The sequence below is a fragment of the Gluconacetobacter sacchari genome (assembly GCF_014174255.1).
Lineage (GTDB): Bacteria > Pseudomonadota > Alphaproteobacteria > Acetobacterales > Acetobacteraceae > Gluconacetobacter > Gluconacetobacter sacchari.
The window spans coordinates 36,578-51,526 of the sequence record NZ_JABEQJ010000034.1 but is presented as its reverse complement, the minus strand read 5'-3'; the positions used below and the strand labels follow the sequence as shown (position 1 = coordinate 51,526).

Genomic DNA, 14,949 nt, shown 5'->3' with positions numbered 1-14,949 from the left:
TTTGTCTGGAAAACGGAAAAGCACCCGCGACGCCCAGCGACACACATCAGATCACGAGCATTCCCACCCGCGACACAGGCTCGGAAGGCCCGTGTGAGATTTCCGGGCTAGCTGTATCCTATGGCCAATCAGTGTTGATAGAAGGAGAAAATGGCGCTGGAAAAACGACATTAGCTAATATAATTTCCGGGCACTTCTCTACGTTTGGCGGAAAAATAAGAAGACCAAAAAAATAAGTTCATGTATACTTCCAATTTATTTACCGCCGATTAGAGTTTCGCAACTGGGATTGAGCGTGTCCATCGTCGAGGAACTCGGGTTGGCGCGGGCAGAGATCATGGACGTGCTCCCATATAATTTGTCGGTCGGCCAGCAGAAGAAAGTTGCCATAGCCTTGGCTCTTTCAAGGGAGGCAGATTTATACGTATTTGATGAACCTCTCGCAAATTTGGATGATTATTCCGGGGAGACCGTAATGAATGCGATTTTTCGAATTTCTCGGGGAAAGACACTTTTGGTGATTATGCACGGAGCAATTATGCAGCGGTCTAGATTCGATTTCGTGTATAATTTGACGGTCGATGGTTTAATTTCTCAGTAGACATACAAGATATAAATTTCATCTGCCGAAGTATTTATGAAATATTCTACATGTCTATATCGAATATAGCGGAATTTTTAATCTTGGAGCATGCTAAATCGATGGTATGGAGACTTGCAAGTATCGAGGCGTGCCGCTCATAATCTGTGACGAGCCTTCCGAATCGTATGACCCACGCGAAAGATCGTTTGAGGTGGATCCGTCCATTCGAGCATCTGGCGTGAGACGCGTGCGTGTTCAGGCGGCGTGGGTATGCTGGTGCTGTCGTGAAGTTTTCCAGTTCCAGGGCCGGTCGTATCGATCGGAGGAAGACATTTCTTACCCTTGATCTTCTTGCCAGCGTCGAAACCCGCCGGGTGCGAGATCCTTTTTTGTGCTTTTGACACTCTGCCTGTCGATGATCGCCACTATCGGACTGGCCTCGCGCCTCGCTTGGACCCGACAACAGACATAGAGCGCATGATGCAAACGGTTGAGTGTCGGAACAGCCTTCGAGAAATGCGGAACGCTTCATTGTCTGTTCCGGCGGCCTGCCCATATCTATCTGCCTGTCGGCATGCGCGCAAGCCGGCGCGCGGTACCAATCTCGACGATGAAAGGCAGGCCACAATGGGCACTTCACATCATGATGCGGCCAGATCCGGCACCTTCAGCATCGGCGGCGCGCTCAGCGTCAACCGCCTCGGCTTCGGGGCGATGCGCATTACCGGCAAAGGCGTCTGGGGCCCACCTGCCGATCATGACGAAGCCATCCGTACGCTGCGGCGCCTCCCCGAGCTCGGCGTCAACTTCATCGATACGTCCGATGCCTACGGGCCGGACGTGTCGGAATGGCTGATCCGCGAGGCGCTGCATCCCTACCCCCAGGGCTTCGTGATCGCGACCAAGGGCGGCCTGACCCGATCGGGGCCCGACATCTGGCGCCCGGTCGGGCGACCCGAATACCTGCTCCAGCAGGTGCATAAAAGCCTGCGCAATCTCGGCGTCGAACAGATCGACCTCTGGCAGTTGCACCGTATCGACCCCAAGGTCCCGGCCGACGAACAGTTTGATGCGATCAGGTCGATGATCGACCAGAAACTCATTCGCCACGCGGGGCTAAGCCAGGTTTCCATTGCGGAGATCGCGGTGGCATCGCAATTCTTCGACGTCGCGACGGTGCAGAACCGCTATAATCTGGTCGATCGCACCAGTGAGGACGTGCTCGACCATTGCGCCGCGCAAGGCATCGGGTTCATCCCCTGGTTCCCCCTCGCCGCCGGCGACCTCGCGAAGCCCGGCTCGATACTGGACACGATGTCCGGAAAATACGGTGCCCACCCGGGTCAGATCGCACTGGCCTGGATCCTGAAGCGCAGCCCGGTCATGCTCCCGATCCCGGGAACGTCCAAGGTCGCGCATCTCGAGCAGAACGTCGCCGCCGTCGACATCCCGCTGTCCGATGACGACGCCGCGGCACTCGATGAAGAAGGCCGCAAGGCGTTTCACGCGGCCTCCTGAAGGCCGCGCAAGGCAGCTTACCAGGGCAGGCCCTCGGCGGTCCATGGTCGCCGCCCGAGCGGCTCGCGCGCTACGGCATCTCACGAACAATAATGTGCAGAACAAGGAGTATCGTCATCCCGCATCCAGGTCCTCTCTCGGTCCCGCCCATATCGCTGCCCCGCGCGGCATGCTCCATCGAAATCTCGCGCCCAGGGTCGCAACGGCAATCAAGACGGCTCCGATATACTGGATGGCTGTCAAACGATGACCATAGACCAGATTGTCACAAAGAATCGCCACGAGCGGATATATGAACGTCAGGGAGCTTATCGTTGCCGTGCTCAGATGCGGGTACGAATTGAACATCAAGGCATAACATAGACCTGTAAGGATCACACCGGCACCGATGATCCATCCCCACGCTGGCCAGCCTGGCAGATGACTATAGCCGGCGAACGGTGCCAGAAGAATGGCACCAGTTGCAAGCTGCCAGAATGTTGTGATTTCGGCCCGCTGGCTACGGATTCCCTTCGTAATGATGGTGATGAGCGCATAAGCAGCGGCGGCGAGCAGTGCGAGCAGCACTCCCATTAGTGCGTGCTTTTCACCCGTTGTTCCTTTGGAGAACAAGCCACTGGAAAGTGCCACGCCAATAAAAGCCGCGGCAATCCATGCAATCTGCAAGCGCGTCACTTTTTCTTTAAGAAACAGGACACCACATATGATAACAAAGAAAGGTTGAATATGGTAAACTATCGTTGCCGTCGCGATCGATGTCAGTCCATAGGAGGTAAAGAACAAAACCCAGGAGCACACGATAAGTGCGCCACACGCCACGGCCGCGATGATATCGCGCCTATGAAAGTAGGAAAATAATCCACGAACGAGACACCAGATACCGAGGGACATGGCACCGAATATACAACGCCAGAATACGAAATTTATCGGATCAAGGGTGCTTTGCACGACAAAGACGCCGATAGTTCCGGAAAGCGCCATTGCGATGGCAAGTTGCAAGGATGGGGATTGCATGACCCTCTCTTTTTTTTGACGAATCAGCCGTTACGGCTATCGTCCGCACGAACGATTACTGGAGGTTGTGGAATGTCAAGGCTCAGCGGAAATTCAAGGTGAGGATTGAATGAATCGTAATGGTATGAAATATGACCTTCGGTCGCTGGTTTGCGTGTAAAAAAAATTATTACATCACGTGTAGCTCTCTGGTTAGGATCAGTCGCATGCACTGGCGAAAGGCTGTGCTTTCTTTCGTGATCGATTATTAGGACTGTATCCAGAAATTTCTTATGCTGAAATTCACCTGTTCTGAGAAGGCGGTTTGTTTCATTCCATCGTTTCGAATTCTCTTCTCTCATGTCATGTATAAATGTTTTGGCACTGTCATTCATCATGTTATGACTTCCCAATAGAGAGGTCATAGTGTGGTCGACGCCGTCGCTATGGACCCCTTCCAGAGCTGGTTCGCCCAGCAGATCGGGCGTCGTGATCGTTCGCGTAGGAAATACAGTTGATACCCACTTTGCGGAAGACATATCCAAGTTGGCTCGGGGTGACACATTCACATCGCGAATAATGAAATATTTAAAAAATAAGAGCGCGTGGAATGCCTTGTTTAGTTGAAGATTGTCCCCAATGCCACGAAAGCTTCGTAATTTTCCAGAATCGTGACGTACAAAATCTTCTGCAATCGAAAGAACGAACGGCTGAAATTCAAGCCGACTTATTTTGTTCCGTTCTGAGTCGAGGCAGAAGCGCCCCCCATTTGTTTCTCGAAACGGAAGTGTAGGGTCTGGAGCCAGATGCTCGCCCACCGTCTTCAAAGTATAAAAATCTTCGTCTCTGGCACCTAGTTCCTCAAGAATGCGGATCATGTCATTACCGTCAACGGCAACAAAGCGATTCTTCACATATGCTTCATGTATTTCCCATAGCAAGCCATTTAATCGCTTTTTCCGCATGGATACGAATCTTCTCTATCAAAACAAAAGAAATGAATTGCGACCGTTCGCGGTGTGGCAACCCGTTTTGCAAGTGGGTACCGTACATTACGCCGAACCTGTTTCACATTGCTGCTTTTTATCGTCTGATATTCATCAGGAACCTGCGACATTTCCCACGCTTGATTTTCAATTATATGTCATCTTTAAAGATTGGAAGAACGATAAATTGACGTGCTCTGCATCACGAATCATGATGCCAAAATGGCACGCACACTCGATCTTCTGCTGATTCGCACCTTCGTCACCGTAGCCGACTGCTCCAGCATGACAAACGCAGGGAATAAGCTGCATTTGACGCAGGCAGCGGTCAGTCAACATGTCAGGCGATTGGAGGATCAGTTAGGATGGCCGCTGTTTGAGCGTGCGCGTGCAGGTCTGCGACTGACGCGGTCGGGAGAGCGCCTGCTCCGCAAAGCCCGGCACCTGCTCGCGCTTAACGACGAAATTCTGGACGATTTCGGCGAACAGGCGCTCAAGGGGCCGTTACGTCTCGGCGTGCCCCCCGACCTGATCGGCACCATGATTGCCCCCATTCTGAAGGCGTTTTCGGAGACCTGGCCCCAGGTCGAGTTATTCCTCGTTTCCTCCGCGTCTCCGGATCTGAAGGAGTTCCTCAGGAAGGGAGAATTGGATCTCGCCATTCTCGAGGAACCGGCGGGGCAGGAGACAGGTGAATGCCTGGCCGTGGATAGGCTGGTCTGGGTGGGTGCCCGAGGCGGCCAGGCCTTCAGCCGCTGCCCGCTGCCAATTTCCATGGTGCCGGCGACATGCGCCTTTCGTCCTATCCTGCTGGACGCCCTGCATGAAAGCGGTACGCCTTGGCGAAGCGCCTTCGAAACCGGCAGTATCGAGGCGGCGATGACGACGGTCCGCGCGGATCTGGCCGTCATGCCATGGCTGTCGTCCATTGTCCCGGAAGATCTCGTGGTCCTGACCGATGCCAGCTTGCCCGATTTGTGCTCCTTTGCGATCACGCTTCATTTCGCGGCACAAACCATGTCGCCCGCGGCAACCGAGCTCGCTTGTGCCATGCGGATGGCAGGACGATGAGCGCGCCAGGCCGCCTCTCAGCGCTCCGTGGTCGCGGCCGGGGCGGCCTGTGCGGGCGCCCCCATGGTCATGCCACGGCAGGCGGCGCGCTGCCGCGCCATGGTTGGCGACAAAGTCTTGCCCTGCCGCTCCCGGCTTTCAAGGTCGGCACAGAGCGCCATCTGCCGGTCCATCGGCATGCCGGCCATCGGGTCCGGCGTGTGCGTCGCGGGCGACATGGTCCTGTGGTCCATTTCCATGCCAGGCATCGCCCGTATCGGCGCGGCATGGGCGGCCCCGGCCAGGAAGGCGGCCGTCAGGATGCAAAAGACGTTACGCATGCAGAAATCCTTTCCGTCGATGTAAAAAATCAGAACCAGCTTCGAATCCCGAAGGTAAATCGCAGCGTGCCGGTCTCGCCCCCCTGGTCGCGGACGATCCGCCGCGCCTGGGTCAGGTGCCCCGCATAGGTCACGGCCACGTAGGGCGCGAATTTCCGCCAGATTTCGTAGCGCAGGCGCAGTCCGGCATCGACATCCGACAAACCGGCGCCCACCTGCCGTCCGGCGTCTGCCTTGGTGTAGAGGTTGAATTCGGCCTGCGGCTGAAGGATCAGCCGGTTGGTCAGCAGAAAATCATAGGACCCTTCGACCCGGCCGGCGAAACGCCCCCGGTCGCTGACATAGGCCGTGGCCTGGACCTCGAATTCATAAAGCGCCAGCCCCTGGATGCCGAAGGCGCCCCAGGTGCGGGTCGGCCCATCATCCAGGTCGGCCCGCACACCGCCCTGAAGGTTGAAATAGGTCGAAACCGCGCGGCTGTAGAGCACTTCATGGTCGCCGTCGCCCAGCCTGCCATTTTCGACCGTACCTTCGGATTTCAGCCAGATCCGATTGTAATCCGTGCCGTACCACGCCTCGCCGTCCCAGCGGAAGGCCGGGCCGGCGGCGGAATACCGGGCCTCGAATTCGTCGAGAATGCCATGGAAATAGCGGCCCAGGTCCATGACGGGCTGGAGAGTGCCCAGATAGGCAACCGGCGTCGCCGACGGCGCGTCGGCGGCGACATAGCGCCCGCCCGCCCATGCCGGGCGGGCGGGCAGCAGCGGCAGAAGCGCCGCGAAGACCAGCACGCCCCTCATGCCACGATCACCGTGCGGAACATGCCCAGATCCATGTGATAGAGCAGATGGCAGTGATAGGCCCACATGCCCGGCACATCGGCGGTCACCAGGTAGCTCAGGCGCGACCCGGGCTGGGAGATGATCGTGTGCTTGTAAGGCCGATAGTCCCCCTGGCCGTTTTCCAGCTCGCTCCATAATCCATGCAGATGGATCGGATGCTCCATCATCGTGTCGTTGATCAGCGTAAAGCGCACCCGCTCGCCCAGCGTCAGCCGGATCGGCCCCGATTCCGAGAATTTCCGGCCGTTGAAGCCCCAGATATAGCGCTCCATGTTCCCTGTCAGATGCAGGATGATCTCCCGCGTCGGCGGGCGCGGGTCGGCGCCCGGCCGGGTGGCCCGCAACTGCCGGTAGGTCAGGACCCGCCGGCCGTTCTGCTCCAGCCCGTCCCCGGGGCTGCCCAGGCGGTCCACCGGCATCATGGCGACGTTCTGGTTCTCGACACTGATCGGCGGCGGCCCGGGGTCGTCCACCTCCATCGCCGGCATGGCCATGCCGCCCATATGGGCCATATCCATGCCGGCCATGTCCGCCATGCGCTCGCCGGGCTTCATGTCGCCCATGCCCATGTCGATCATCGTGCGCACGGGTCGCGGGTCCATCGGCGGTACCGCTCCGGCCATGCCCTCCCGTGGCGCCAGCGTGCCGCGGGCAAAGCCGGTGCGATCCTCGCTCTGGGCGAAGATCGTATAGGCCCGATCGTCCTTCGGCTGCACGATCACGTCATAGGTCTCGGCCACGCCGATACGAAATTCGTCGACCGGAACGGGCTCGACGTCATTGCCGTCGGCCTGCACCACCAGCATCTCCAGGCCGGGAATGCGGATATCGAAGAACGTCATGGACGATGCGTTCACGAAGCGCAGCCGCACACGCTCGCCGGGTCGGAACAGGCCGCTCCAGTTCATGTCCGGCGCATGGCCGTTCAGCAGATAGGTGTAGATGATCCCGCTGACATCGGCGATATCCGTCGCGGCCATCCGCATCCGCGACCAGGCCAGCCTGTCCTTCAGCGCGGCGAGGGCGCTCCCGGCCCGCCGTGCGTCCGCCGGAAAGGACGCGGCGGTACGCTGGCGAAAAACATAATAGTCGTCCTGCATCTTCAGGTTGCTGACGATGTCCGACGGCGCCACGTCGGTCCATTCCGACAGCAGGATCACATAGTCCCGGTCGCAGGGGGCGGGCACCGGGTCGCGCGGGTCGATCACCACCGCGCCGTACAGCCCCTGTGCCTCCTGCATGCCGGAATGGCTGTGATACCAGTACGTGCCGCTCTGATGGACGCGAAAGCGATAGGTAAAGGTTTCGCCGGGCCGGATGCCGGTAAAGCTCAGGCCCGGCACCCCATCCATGCCCGATGGCACGCGAATGCCGTGCCAGTGGATGGACGTGTCCTCGTGCGTCAGCCCGTTGGTCACGTTGATCGCGACGGTGTCGCCCTGCCGCCAGCGCAGGATGGGCCCGGGAACGGTGCCCCCGACACAGGGCGCGTTCAGGGATTTATGATCGATATCGATACACGAACGGCCGACATTCAGGTTCCAGGTCGCCGATGCGACGGGCGGTAGCATGCCCGAAGGCATGGCCAACGCCCGCGACGGGCGCGGCAGGGCGGCCAGAATGCCGCCTGCTCCCACCCCCGTGACGAAACGACGACGCGTCAGGCCGCCCGGCATGCGGGACGGTATGGACATGGCAAGGATCCGCTAAAAATGGACTGTCAGAAGGCGATACGCCCGTCAGGCGTTCAGACAGCGCGGATTTTCGGTGGCCGGAACGACGGCATCCCGTCGGTGCTGGGGGGAACTGCCAGATCGTACGCCACGAAGGCCAGCCTTCTCATTTCCGGCGGCAGTCCCGGCAGCAGGGTCGCCTCCGGTGGCGAAAGGTCGGCACAGGCCACATGGACATGGCAGCATTTTTCATCATGGTGCATGTCGGCGCAATGATGCGTCACCATGGCGGCTCCATGGTGACGCATCATCGGGGCCCTGTCCGCATGCGCGGGCACGAGGCCGACCAGCACCCACACCTGCATCAGCAGGCAGACCAGAAACCCCGCCGAAATCCGGGCATGTGTCCTGGTCATTCAGGGCTCCTGCGCGCCGACGCGAAAATGCGGTTCCATATCCCCCCTATACCCGCTGGGGGCATGCACAGGAACCCCTTTCAGGCATCCTTGCCGAACAAGGCGGTCAGGCTCGCCGCGCCCAGGGAATGGCTGTGCAGGAAGAAGCCGACCATCGCGCCCGAGGCATCGCTGGGCACGCTCAGCGTCTCGGTATCCAGCGCGTGGACGGTGAAGATATAGCGGTGCGCCGGGCCGGCCGGCGGCGCCGCGCCGCCATAGGCGTTGCCGCCGTAATCGGTGCGGGTCATGAACGCGCCCTCGGGCAGGTCGGCATCGCCCGACCCGGCGCCGGCGGCCAGGCTGGAGACGCTGGCGGGAATGTTCACCACCACCCAATGCCACCAGCCCGACCCGGTCGGGGCATCGGGGTCGTACATCGTGATGGCGAAGCCGCGCGTGCCCTCGGGCGCGCCGCTCCACGCCAGCGGCGGCGAGATATTGCCGCCGCGATAGCCCATGCCGTCGAAGACCTGGGCGTCCGGCAGGCGCTCGCCGTCCTTGAAGGCGCGGCTGGTCAGGGTGAAAGTCATGTCGGTCTCCTTGGGCTTACCAGTTCTTGCTGACCAGCCAGAATTCCTCCGAGGTCAGGGTCACGACGGCGCCCCCGGCCGGCGATTCCGCGGCCGCCTCGGCCAGCGCCGCGATGCGCTGGACCATCAGCGTCTTGCGCACATGGGCTTCGGACGTCTCGTCGCTGCCCTCCAGGACGGTCAGCGCCGATTGGCAGGCACGGGCGACGCGGGCGGCGTCGAGCGCGGCATAGGACATGGATCGAACTCCGGTTTGAAAGGCCACTATTCTGACGGCCGCCGTCCCCGCTGTCCAACCGTCGCATCGTGCTGGCCACGCGGCGCCGGATTCCGTAAATGGGGCATCCGATGAGTGATCAAGTCTCCGATTTCGATTTCGACCTGCCCCCGGCACTGGTGGCCGAGCATCCGGCACGCCCGCGCGATGCCGCGCGGCTGCTGGACATCATGCCGACGGGTCCGTTCCACGACCGCGTGGTGCGCGACCTGCCGTCGCTGCTGCGTCCGGGCGACCTGCTGGTGGCCAACGACACCGCCGTCATCCCCGCCCAGCTCGACGCCAGGCGTGGCGAGGCGCGGATCGGCATCACGCTGGACCGGATCCTGCCCGACGGCACCTGGCACGCGCTGGCCCGCAACGCCCGTCGGCTGCGCCCCGGCGACGTGCTGACCTTTCCCGGCACGCCCAACACCGCCGCCATCCTGTCGCGCGACGACGAGGGTGGCGTGATCCTGCGCTTCGATACCGAAGGCGCGGCGTTCGACGCCTTTCTCCAGACGGCGGGCGTGCTCGCACTCCCCCCCTACATCGCCCGTCCCCAGGGGCCCACCGAACAGGACCGCCAGGACTATGCCACCCTTTTCGCCGCCCATCGCGGCGCAGTCGCCGCACCGACGGCAGGCCTCCATTTCACCCCCCAGCTTCTCGCAGCACTAGAGGCTGCCGGGGTGGCGTGCTGCACGCTGACCCTGCATGTCGGGGCGGGCACCTTCCTGCCCGTGCGCGGCAACAGCATCGCCACCCACCGCATGCACGCCGAACGCGGCACGATCACCGAGGAAACGGCCGAAAAGCTCAACCGCACCCGCCGCGCCGGCGGTCGGATCGTGGCTGTCGGCACCACCTCGCTGCGCCTGCTGGAAAGCGCCGCCGACCATGACGGCACGATCCGCCCCTTCGCCGGCGACACCGCGATCTTCATCCGCCCCGGCTACCGCTTCCGCGCGGTAGACCTGCTGATGACCAACTTCCACCTCCCGCGCTCGACCCTGTTCATGCTGGTCTGCGCCTTTGCGGGATATGACAGGATGCGCGACGCCTACGCCCACGCCATCGGCGCGGGATACCGTTTCTACTCCTATGGCGATGCCTGCCTGCTGCACCGCGCGCCGACGGGACCGGAGGCATGAGCACAGCATTCCGCTGGGTCGAACAGGCCCGCTCCGGCCGTGCGCGGGCAGGCCATCTGCACACGGCCCACGGCATCGTGCCGACGCCGACCTTCATGCCTGTGGGCACGGTCGGCACCGTCAAGGCGATGACGATGGATGCTGTGCGCTCGACCGGCGCCGGTATCGTTCTGGGCAACACCTATCACCTGATGCTGCGGCCGGGTGCGGAGCGCGTCCGCGCGCTTGGCGGCCTGCATCGCTTCATGGACTGGCCGGGTCCGATCCTGACCGATTCGGGCGGCTTCCAGGTCATGTCGCTGGGCCCGCTACGCAAGCTGGACCAGGACGGGGTGACATTCAACTCGCACATCGATGGTTCCAGGCACCGGCTGACGCCCGAACGTTCGACCGACATCCAGCACGCGCTGGACGCCACCATCACCATGTGTTTCGACGAATGCCCGGCCCTGCCGGCCGCGCCGGAAGTGATCGCGCAATCGATGCGGATGTCGATGCGCTGGGCCGCGCGCTGCCGCGAGGCCTTCGTGCCCCGCCAGGGCTATGCCCAATACGGCATCATCCAGGGCGGTACCGAGCCCGAATTGCGGGCCGAAAGCGTACGCTCCCTGACGGGGATCGGCTTCGAGGGCTATGCCATCGGCGGCCTGGCGGTGGGCGAGGGGCAGGACCTGATGTTCTCGACCCTGGACGTCACCACGCCACTGATCCCATGGGAAAGCCCGCGCTATCTGATGGGTGTCGGCACGCCGGACGACCTGCTGGGCAGTGTCGAACGCGGGGTGGACATGTTCGACTGCGTCATGCCCACCCGGGCTGGCCGTACGGCGCGCGCCTATACCGAGCGGGGCACGCTGAACCTGCGCAACGCGCGGCACGCGGTGGACGCGCGCCCGATCTCGCCGCATTGCGATTGCCTGGCCTGCACCCGGCACAGCCGCGCCTACCTGCATCATCTGTTCCGCGCCAACGAGATCCTGGGTCCGATGCTGCTCACGTGGCACAATCTGGCCTATTATCAACGCCTGATGCGCGGCATCCGGACCGCGATCGTGGAAGGAACGCTGGAGGGCCATGCGGCCCGGCTACGCACCGAATGGTCGAGGGAGGACTGGACTCCGGACGAAATGCCTCCGCCCGACATCCCGCCGGTTCCCTGATGGAAAACGGTCTGCCGTCCGACCGTGCCATCGGGCTGCGCGATGCCATTCGCGACAAGGCGCTGGCGCTGGGGTTCGACGCGGTGGGCTTCTGCGCCGCCACGCTGGGCGACGATGCCCGGCGGCGCCTGGCGGACTTCCTGGCGGCCGGTCATCACGGCGCAATGGACTGGCTGGCCGACCGGGTGGAGCAGCGCGGCGATCCGCGCGCCCTATGGCCCGAGGCACGGAGCGTGATCGCGCTGGGCCTGTCCTACGCCCCGCCTGGCGACGCGTTGGCGACGACGCGATTGGCGGAGCGGGGCAATATCTCGGTCTATGCCCGTCATCGCGACTATCACGATGTGGTCAAGGGCATGCTCAAGCATCTGGCCCAGTTCGTGGTGGCGCAAGGTCAGCGTGCGGGGGCCTACCCGGGCGTCAAGGTCTTCGTCGACACCGCGCCGGTGATGGAAAAGCCGCTGGCCGAACAGGCGGGGCTGGGCTGGCAGGGCAAACATACCAACCTGGTCTCGCGCCAGCATGGCAGTTGGCTGTTTCTGGGCGAGATCTACACCACTTTGGTTCTTCCGGCATCCGACGCCTCTGGCGGGCGCTGCGGGTCGTGCCGCCGCTGCCTGGATTCCTGCCCGACCGACGCCTTTCCCGCACCATATCAACTGGATGCGCGGCGCTGCATTTCATACCTGACGATTGAGAATCCGGGCCCGATTCCCGAGGAATTCCGCGTGGCGATGGGCAATCGGATCTATGGTTGTGACGATTGCCTGGCTGTCTGCCCCTGGAATCGTTTCGCTGTGGAGTCGCGTCACATGAAACTGCGCGCGCGAGACGATCTGACGGCGCCGTACCTGGCCGAATTGGCGCGGCTGGACGATGCCGGCTTCCGCGCCCTGTTCTCCGGCTCGCCTGTCAAGCGGATCGGCCGCGACCGGTTTGTACGCAACGTGCTGGTGGCGATCGGCAATGCGTGCCAGCCCGCCCTGATGCCTGTGGCGCAGGATCTGTGCGACGACCCGAACCCGGTGGTGGCCGGGACCGCCCGCTGGGCGGTCGGACGGCTGCGGGGATGAGCGGGGGCCTGGTCAAGCGCAGCCTGGTCTTGTCCGGGCATCGTACCAGCGTGGCGCTTGAACCCGAATTCTGGTTGGCACTGGATGGCATGGCCCGCAGGCGCGGGCTCGGCCTGCCCGCGCTGATCGCCGGGATCGATTCCGCGCGCGATCCGGCGCGGCCGCTGGCGTCCGCCCTGCGGGTCGCAGCGTTGCAGGCGGCGCAGGCGGGCGCTGATTTGGGGAGCACGCCGGGCGCGTGCTAGGGTCAAGGCTGGTCCGGACATCTGGGCGGGAAGAATGACGATCTGGGGTAAAGTATTCGGTGGTGTGGCGGGGTTCGCGGTCGGCGGCCCGATGGGGGCCGTGCTGGGCGCGGCGCTCGGTCACGCGGCCGATAACGGATCGATCCTGGACACGCCGGTCGGCGGGTGGACCGATCGCTGGGCCCCCCGGATGAATGCCGATCCGAACGGGGCGGCGACGTTCGTCGCGGCCAAGCTGGCATCGGTGATGGGCAAGCGCGACCAGCTCTACGGGCTGGTCATGGTCGTGCTGAGTGCCAAGGTCGCCAAATGCGACGGGCCGGTCAACCGGGCCGAGATCGACGCTTTCAAGCGCCGGTTCCAGATCCCGGCCCAGAATGCGAGCGACGTCGGCCGCCTGTTCGACCAAGCTCGGCAGCGGGTCGATGATTTCGAGCCGTTCGCCGCCGAACTGGGCCGTGCCTTTCATGACAAGCCCGAAATGCTGGAAGAGGCGCTGGCCGTCCTGTTCACGATCGCGCGCGCCGATCAGGGACGGGACGAGGCGCTGCATCCGGCGGAAATCCGTTTCCTGCGTCGTGTCCACCAGGCCTTCGGCCTCAGCCCCGGCGCGTGGGACCGCGCCGAATCCGGCGGTGCCCGCCCCGGCGTCAGCGAGATCGACGCCTATGCCGTGCTGGGTGTGTCCCGGGGCGCGACCGATACCGAGGTGCGTTCGGCCTGGCGCGTCCTGGTCCGCCAACACCATCCGGATGCCATGGCCGCCCGCGGTGCCGACGCGGCGGCGCTGGAGGCGGCGGCCGAACGGATCGCGCAGATCAACGCCGCCTGGGACCGGATCAAGCGCGACCGGAAGCTGTAGTCCGCATGACCGTTGCTGCCACGGTATGGGCCAGGGCTCGATAAGCCTGCCCTGCCGGGCTGTCGGGGGCGGCGATCACGATCGGCGCGCCGGCATCGGCGCTGGCGCGGATATCGGCCAGCAGCGGGATTTCACCCAGGAAGAGCACACCCAGCGCCTCGGCCTCGGCCCGTGCGCCGCCATGGCCGAACAGGTCGGTGCGGTGGCCGCAATCGGGGCAGCAGAAATAGGACATGTTTTCGACCATCCCAAGCACGGGGACGTTCATCTTCTCGAACATCGCGATCCCGCGCCGCGCGTCCAGCAGCGCGATGTCCTGAGGGGTGGAAACGATGACCGCCCCGGCCAGCGCGACCTTCTGCGCCAGGGTCAACTGCGCGTCGCCGGTACCGGGCGGCATGTCCACGACCAGCACGTCCAGCGCGCCCCATTCCACGTCGCCCAAAAGTTGGCCCAGCGCACCCATCACCATCGGCCCGCGCCAGATCATGGCCTGCCGTTCATCGACCAGCAGCCCGATGGACATGGCGCGGATGCCCCACGCCTCCAGCGGTGCCATGCGACCGTCGCGAACCTGCGGCGGCTGGTGCAGGCCCATCATGCGGGGCAGGGAGGGGCCGTGGATATCGGCATCCAGCAGGCCGACGCGCAGTCCCTCCATCCCCAGTCCGACGGCCAGATTGACGGCGGTCGTCGATTTGCCGACGCCGCCCTTGCCCGATGCCACGGCGATGACCGCGCGTACCTCGGGCAGGAGCGGCCCCTGCTGCGCGGCCTTGCTACCGGGGCCACCCAGATTCAGCGGCCGGTGGCCAGCGGGGGCGGGGGCCGATGCGGGGCGATGAGCGGTCAGGATCACGCTGGCGGCGTCGACGCCAGGCAGGGTGCGCAGCGCCTGCTCGGCCGCCGGCAGAAGTGGCCCGATGCGGGCCGCCGCCGCCCGGTCAGTGGCCAGGGCGACATGCAGCGTTCCGTCACGAAGCATCGTGGTGTCCAGCGCCGCATGGTCCAGGATCGTCGATCCGTCCGCGTCGCGGATCTGGCGCAGAATATCGGCGATCCGCGCCGGCGTAGGTTCCGTCATGGTCTGTCCTTCCCTGGCGGCCGCGCGGGGCGTGGTCGCGTCGTTGCTCGGACATAGGCGAAATCCGCCCCCGCGCAAATCGGAATGGTCGCGGGGGCGCGTTCGGGGCATATGTAAGAAATCGCAACGGGGCTGGAGCGG

The 14,949-nt window shown here is 63.1% G+C and carries 18 protein-coding genes and 1 pseudogene; 9 read left to right on the top strand and 10 right to left on the bottom strand.

Translation table 11 applies throughout. The annotated features are described in order from the left end of the window. Both HLH48_RS23605 and HLH48_RS19285 read left to right on the top strand, forming a co-directional pair. The coding region (locus HLH48_RS23605; RefSeq protein WP_182999104.1) for an ATP-binding cassette domain-containing protein at window positions 1-236 on the top strand (236 nt) is incomplete at its 5' end. Between the two features lie 59 nt (window positions 237-295). Beyond that, window positions 296-601, top strand: a complete 306-nt coding sequence (locus HLH48_RS19285) for an ATP-binding cassette domain-containing protein (RefSeq protein WP_182999103.1) — start codon at window positions 296-298, stop codon at window positions 599-601. A 314-nt stretch (window positions 602-915) separates the two neighbouring features. On the opposite strand, the pseudogene HLH48_RS23365 reads toward HLH48_RS19285, so the two are convergent. Next, window positions 916-1,081: pseudogene (locus tag HLH48_RS23365) on the bottom strand (IS5/IS1182 family transposase); the annotation flags it as partial. A gap of 129 nt (window positions 1,082-1,210) precedes the next feature. Between HLH48_RS23365 and HLH48_RS19280 the strand changes: the two are divergent. Further along, a complete protein-coding gene (locus HLH48_RS19280) occupies window positions 1,211-2,101 on the top strand; it encodes an aldo/keto reductase (protein ID WP_182999110.1) in 891 nt (296 codons plus the stop codon). 114 nt (window positions 2,102-2,215) lie between these two features. Here HLH48_RS19280 and HLH48_RS19275 read toward each other — a convergent pair whose 3' ends face one another. Continuing rightward, window positions 2,216-3,115, bottom strand: coding sequence for a DMT family transporter (locus HLH48_RS19275; RefSeq protein ID WP_182999102.1), 900 nt, complete (start codon window positions 3,113-3,115; stop codon window positions 2,216-2,218). Window positions 3,116-3,138: 23 nt separating this feature from the next. Beyond that, window positions 3,139-4,059, bottom strand: coding sequence for a 2OG-Fe dioxygenase family protein (locus HLH48_RS19270; protein WP_220795208.1), 921 nt, complete (start codon window positions 4,057-4,059; stop codon window positions 3,139-3,141). Between the two features lie 243 nt (window positions 4,060-4,302). Here HLH48_RS19270 and HLH48_RS19265 point away from each other — a divergent pair, with 243 nt between their 5' ends. Continuing rightward, entirely contained in the window at window positions 4,303-5,151 is an 849-nt protein-coding gene (locus tag HLH48_RS19265) for a LysR family transcriptional regulator (RefSeq protein ID WP_182999101.1), read from the top strand. 17 nt (window positions 5,152-5,168) lie between these two features. Here the strand turns inward: HLH48_RS19265 and HLH48_RS19260 are convergent, their stop codons facing one another. From HLH48_RS19260 to HLH48_RS19235, 6 genes are all read right to left on the bottom strand, one after another. Further along, window positions 5,169-5,471 (bottom strand): hypothetical protein, encoded by a 303-nt coding sequence (locus tag HLH48_RS19260; protein ID WP_182999100.1) that lies wholly within the window; start codon window positions 5,469-5,471, stop codon window positions 5,169-5,171. A 29-nt stretch (window positions 5,472-5,500) separates the two neighbouring features. Beyond that, window positions 5,501-6,271 (bottom strand): copper resistance protein B, encoded by a 771-nt coding sequence (locus tag HLH48_RS19255; RefSeq protein ID WP_182999099.1) that lies wholly within the window; start codon window positions 6,269-6,271, stop codon window positions 5,501-5,503. Beyond that, entirely contained in the window at window positions 6,268-8,007 is a 1,740-nt protein-coding gene (locus tag HLH48_RS19250; protein WP_182999098.1) for a copper resistance system multicopper oxidase, read from the bottom strand. Before HLH48_RS19250 ends, HLH48_RS19255 begins: the two co-directional genes overlap by 4 nt. Before the next feature lie 53 nt (window positions 8,008-8,060). Next, complete coding sequence (locus HLH48_RS19245) at window positions 8,061-8,402, bottom strand: hypothetical protein (RefSeq protein ID WP_182999097.1); 342 nt, start codon at window positions 8,400-8,402, stop codon at window positions 8,061-8,063. 80 nt (window positions 8,403-8,482) lie between these two features. Further along, entirely contained in the window at window positions 8,483-8,974 is a 492-nt protein-coding gene (locus tag HLH48_RS19240) for a kinase inhibitor (RefSeq protein ID WP_182999096.1), read from the bottom strand. Window positions 8,975-8,990: 16 nt separating this feature from the next. Further along, the gene (locus HLH48_RS19235) at window positions 8,991-9,212 is read right to left on the bottom strand and encodes a hypothetical protein (protein WP_182999095.1); all 222 of its coding nucleotides are present in this window, start codon (window positions 9,210-9,212) and stop codon (window positions 8,991-8,993) included. A gap of 110 nt (window positions 9,213-9,322) precedes the next feature. On the opposite strand from HLH48_RS19235, the gene queA reads away from it, so the two are divergent. Genes queA through HLH48_RS19210 form a run of 5 tightly spaced genes read left to right on the top strand, consistent with a single transcriptional unit; the run spans window position 9,323 to window position 13,724 of the window. After that, the gene (gene queA, locus HLH48_RS19230) at window positions 9,323-10,384 is read left to right on the top strand and encodes a tRNA preQ1(34) S-adenosylmethionine ribosyltransferase-isomerase QueA (RefSeq protein WP_182999094.1); all 1,062 of its coding nucleotides are present in this window, start codon (window positions 9,323-9,325) and stop codon (window positions 10,382-10,384) included. Beyond that, the gene (gene tgt, locus HLH48_RS19225; protein WP_182999093.1) at window positions 10,381-11,544 is read left to right on the top strand and encodes a tRNA guanosine(34) transglycosylase Tgt; all 1,164 of its coding nucleotides are present in this window, start codon (window positions 10,381-10,383) and stop codon (window positions 11,542-11,544) included. The genes queA and tgt overlap by 4 nt, the downstream gene beginning before the upstream one ends. Further along, a complete protein-coding gene (queG, locus tag HLH48_RS19220) occupies window positions 11,544-12,617 on the top strand; it encodes a tRNA epoxyqueuosine(34) reductase QueG (protein WP_182999092.1) in 1,074 nt (357 codons plus the stop codon). Before tgt ends, queG begins: the two co-directional genes overlap by 1 nt. Further along, window positions 12,614-12,862 carry a ribbon-helix-helix domain-containing protein gene (locus tag HLH48_RS19215; RefSeq protein WP_182999091.1) on the top strand — a complete coding sequence of 83 codons (249 nt, stop codon included), beginning with the start codon at window positions 12,614-12,616 and terminating at the stop codon, window positions 12,860-12,862. The genes queG and HLH48_RS19215 overlap by 4 nt, the downstream gene beginning before the upstream one ends. A gap of 34 nt (window positions 12,863-12,896) precedes the next feature. Further along, entirely contained in the window at window positions 12,897-13,724 is an 828-nt protein-coding gene (locus HLH48_RS19210) for a TerB family tellurite resistance protein (RefSeq protein ID WP_182999090.1), read from the top strand. On the opposite strand, the gene HLH48_RS19205 is transcribed toward HLH48_RS19210, so the two are convergent. Further along, complete coding sequence (locus tag HLH48_RS19205) at window positions 13,702-14,808, bottom strand: Mrp/NBP35 family ATP-binding protein (RefSeq protein WP_182999089.1); 1,107 nt, start codon at window positions 14,806-14,808, stop codon at window positions 13,702-13,704. The two genes, HLH48_RS19210 and HLH48_RS19205, sit on opposite strands and share 23 nt — an antisense overlap. Between the last annotated feature and the right edge of the window lie 141 nt (window positions 14,809-14,949).

What these genes read in the sequence shown, in the direction of transcription:
- HLH48_RS19280 (WP_182999110.1), top strand. Translation starts at nt 1,211, where the DNA reads ATGGGCACTTCACATCATGATGCGGCCAGATCCGGCACCTTCAGCATC.
- HLH48_RS19275 (WP_182999102.1), bottom strand. Translation starts at nt 3,115, where the DNA reads ATGCAATCCCCATCCTTGCAACTTGCCATCGCAATGGCGCTTTCCGGA.
- HLH48_RS19270 (WP_220795208.1), bottom strand. Translation starts at nt 4,059, where the DNA reads ATGCGGAAAAAGCGATTAAATGGCTTGCTATGGGAAATACATGAAGCA.
- HLH48_RS19265 (WP_182999101.1), top strand. Translation starts at nt 4,303, where the DNA reads ATGGCACGCACACTCGATCTTCTGCTGATTCGCACCTTCGTCACCGTA.
- HLH48_RS19260 (WP_182999100.1), bottom strand. Translation starts at nt 5,471, where the DNA reads ATGCGTAACGTCTTTTGCATCCTGACGGCCGCCTTCCTGGCCGGGGCC.
- HLH48_RS19255 (WP_182999099.1), bottom strand. Translation starts at nt 6,271, where the DNA reads ATGAGGGGCGTGCTGGTCTTCGCGGCGCTTCTGCCGCTGCTGCCCGCC.
- HLH48_RS19250 (WP_182999098.1), bottom strand. Translation starts at nt 8,007, where the DNA reads ATGTCCATACCGTCCCGCATGCCGGGCGGCCTGACGCGTCGTCGTTTC.
- HLH48_RS19245 (WP_182999097.1), bottom strand. Translation starts at nt 8,402, where the DNA reads ATGACCAGGACACATGCCCGGATTTCGGCGGGGTTTCTGGTCTGCCTG.
- HLH48_RS19240 (WP_182999096.1), bottom strand. Translation starts at nt 8,974, where the DNA reads ATGACTTTCACCCTGACCAGCCGCGCCTTCAAGGACGGCGAGCGCCTG.
- HLH48_RS19235 (WP_182999095.1), bottom strand. Translation starts at nt 9,212, where the DNA reads ATGTCCTATGCCGCGCTCGACGCCGCCCGCGTCGCCCGTGCCTGCCAA.
- queA (WP_182999094.1), top strand. Translation starts at nt 9,323, where the DNA reads ATGAGTGATCAAGTCTCCGATTTCGATTTCGACCTGCCCCCGGCACTG.
- tgt (WP_182999093.1), top strand. Translation starts at nt 10,381, where the DNA reads ATGAGCACAGCATTCCGCTGGGTCGAACAGGCCCGCTCCGGCCGTGCG.
- queG (WP_182999092.1), top strand. Translation starts at nt 11,544, where the DNA reads ATGGAAAACGGTCTGCCGTCCGACCGTGCCATCGGGCTGCGCGATGCC.
- HLH48_RS19215 (WP_182999091.1), top strand. Translation starts at nt 12,614, where the DNA reads ATGAGCGGGGGCCTGGTCAAGCGCAGCCTGGTCTTGTCCGGGCATCGT.
- HLH48_RS19210 (WP_182999090.1), top strand. Translation starts at nt 12,897, where the DNA reads ATGACGATCTGGGGTAAAGTATTCGGTGGTGTGGCGGGGTTCGCGGTC.
- HLH48_RS19205 (WP_182999089.1), bottom strand. Translation starts at nt 14,808, where the DNA reads ATGACGGAACCTACGCCGGCGCGGATCGCCGATATTCTGCGCCAGATC.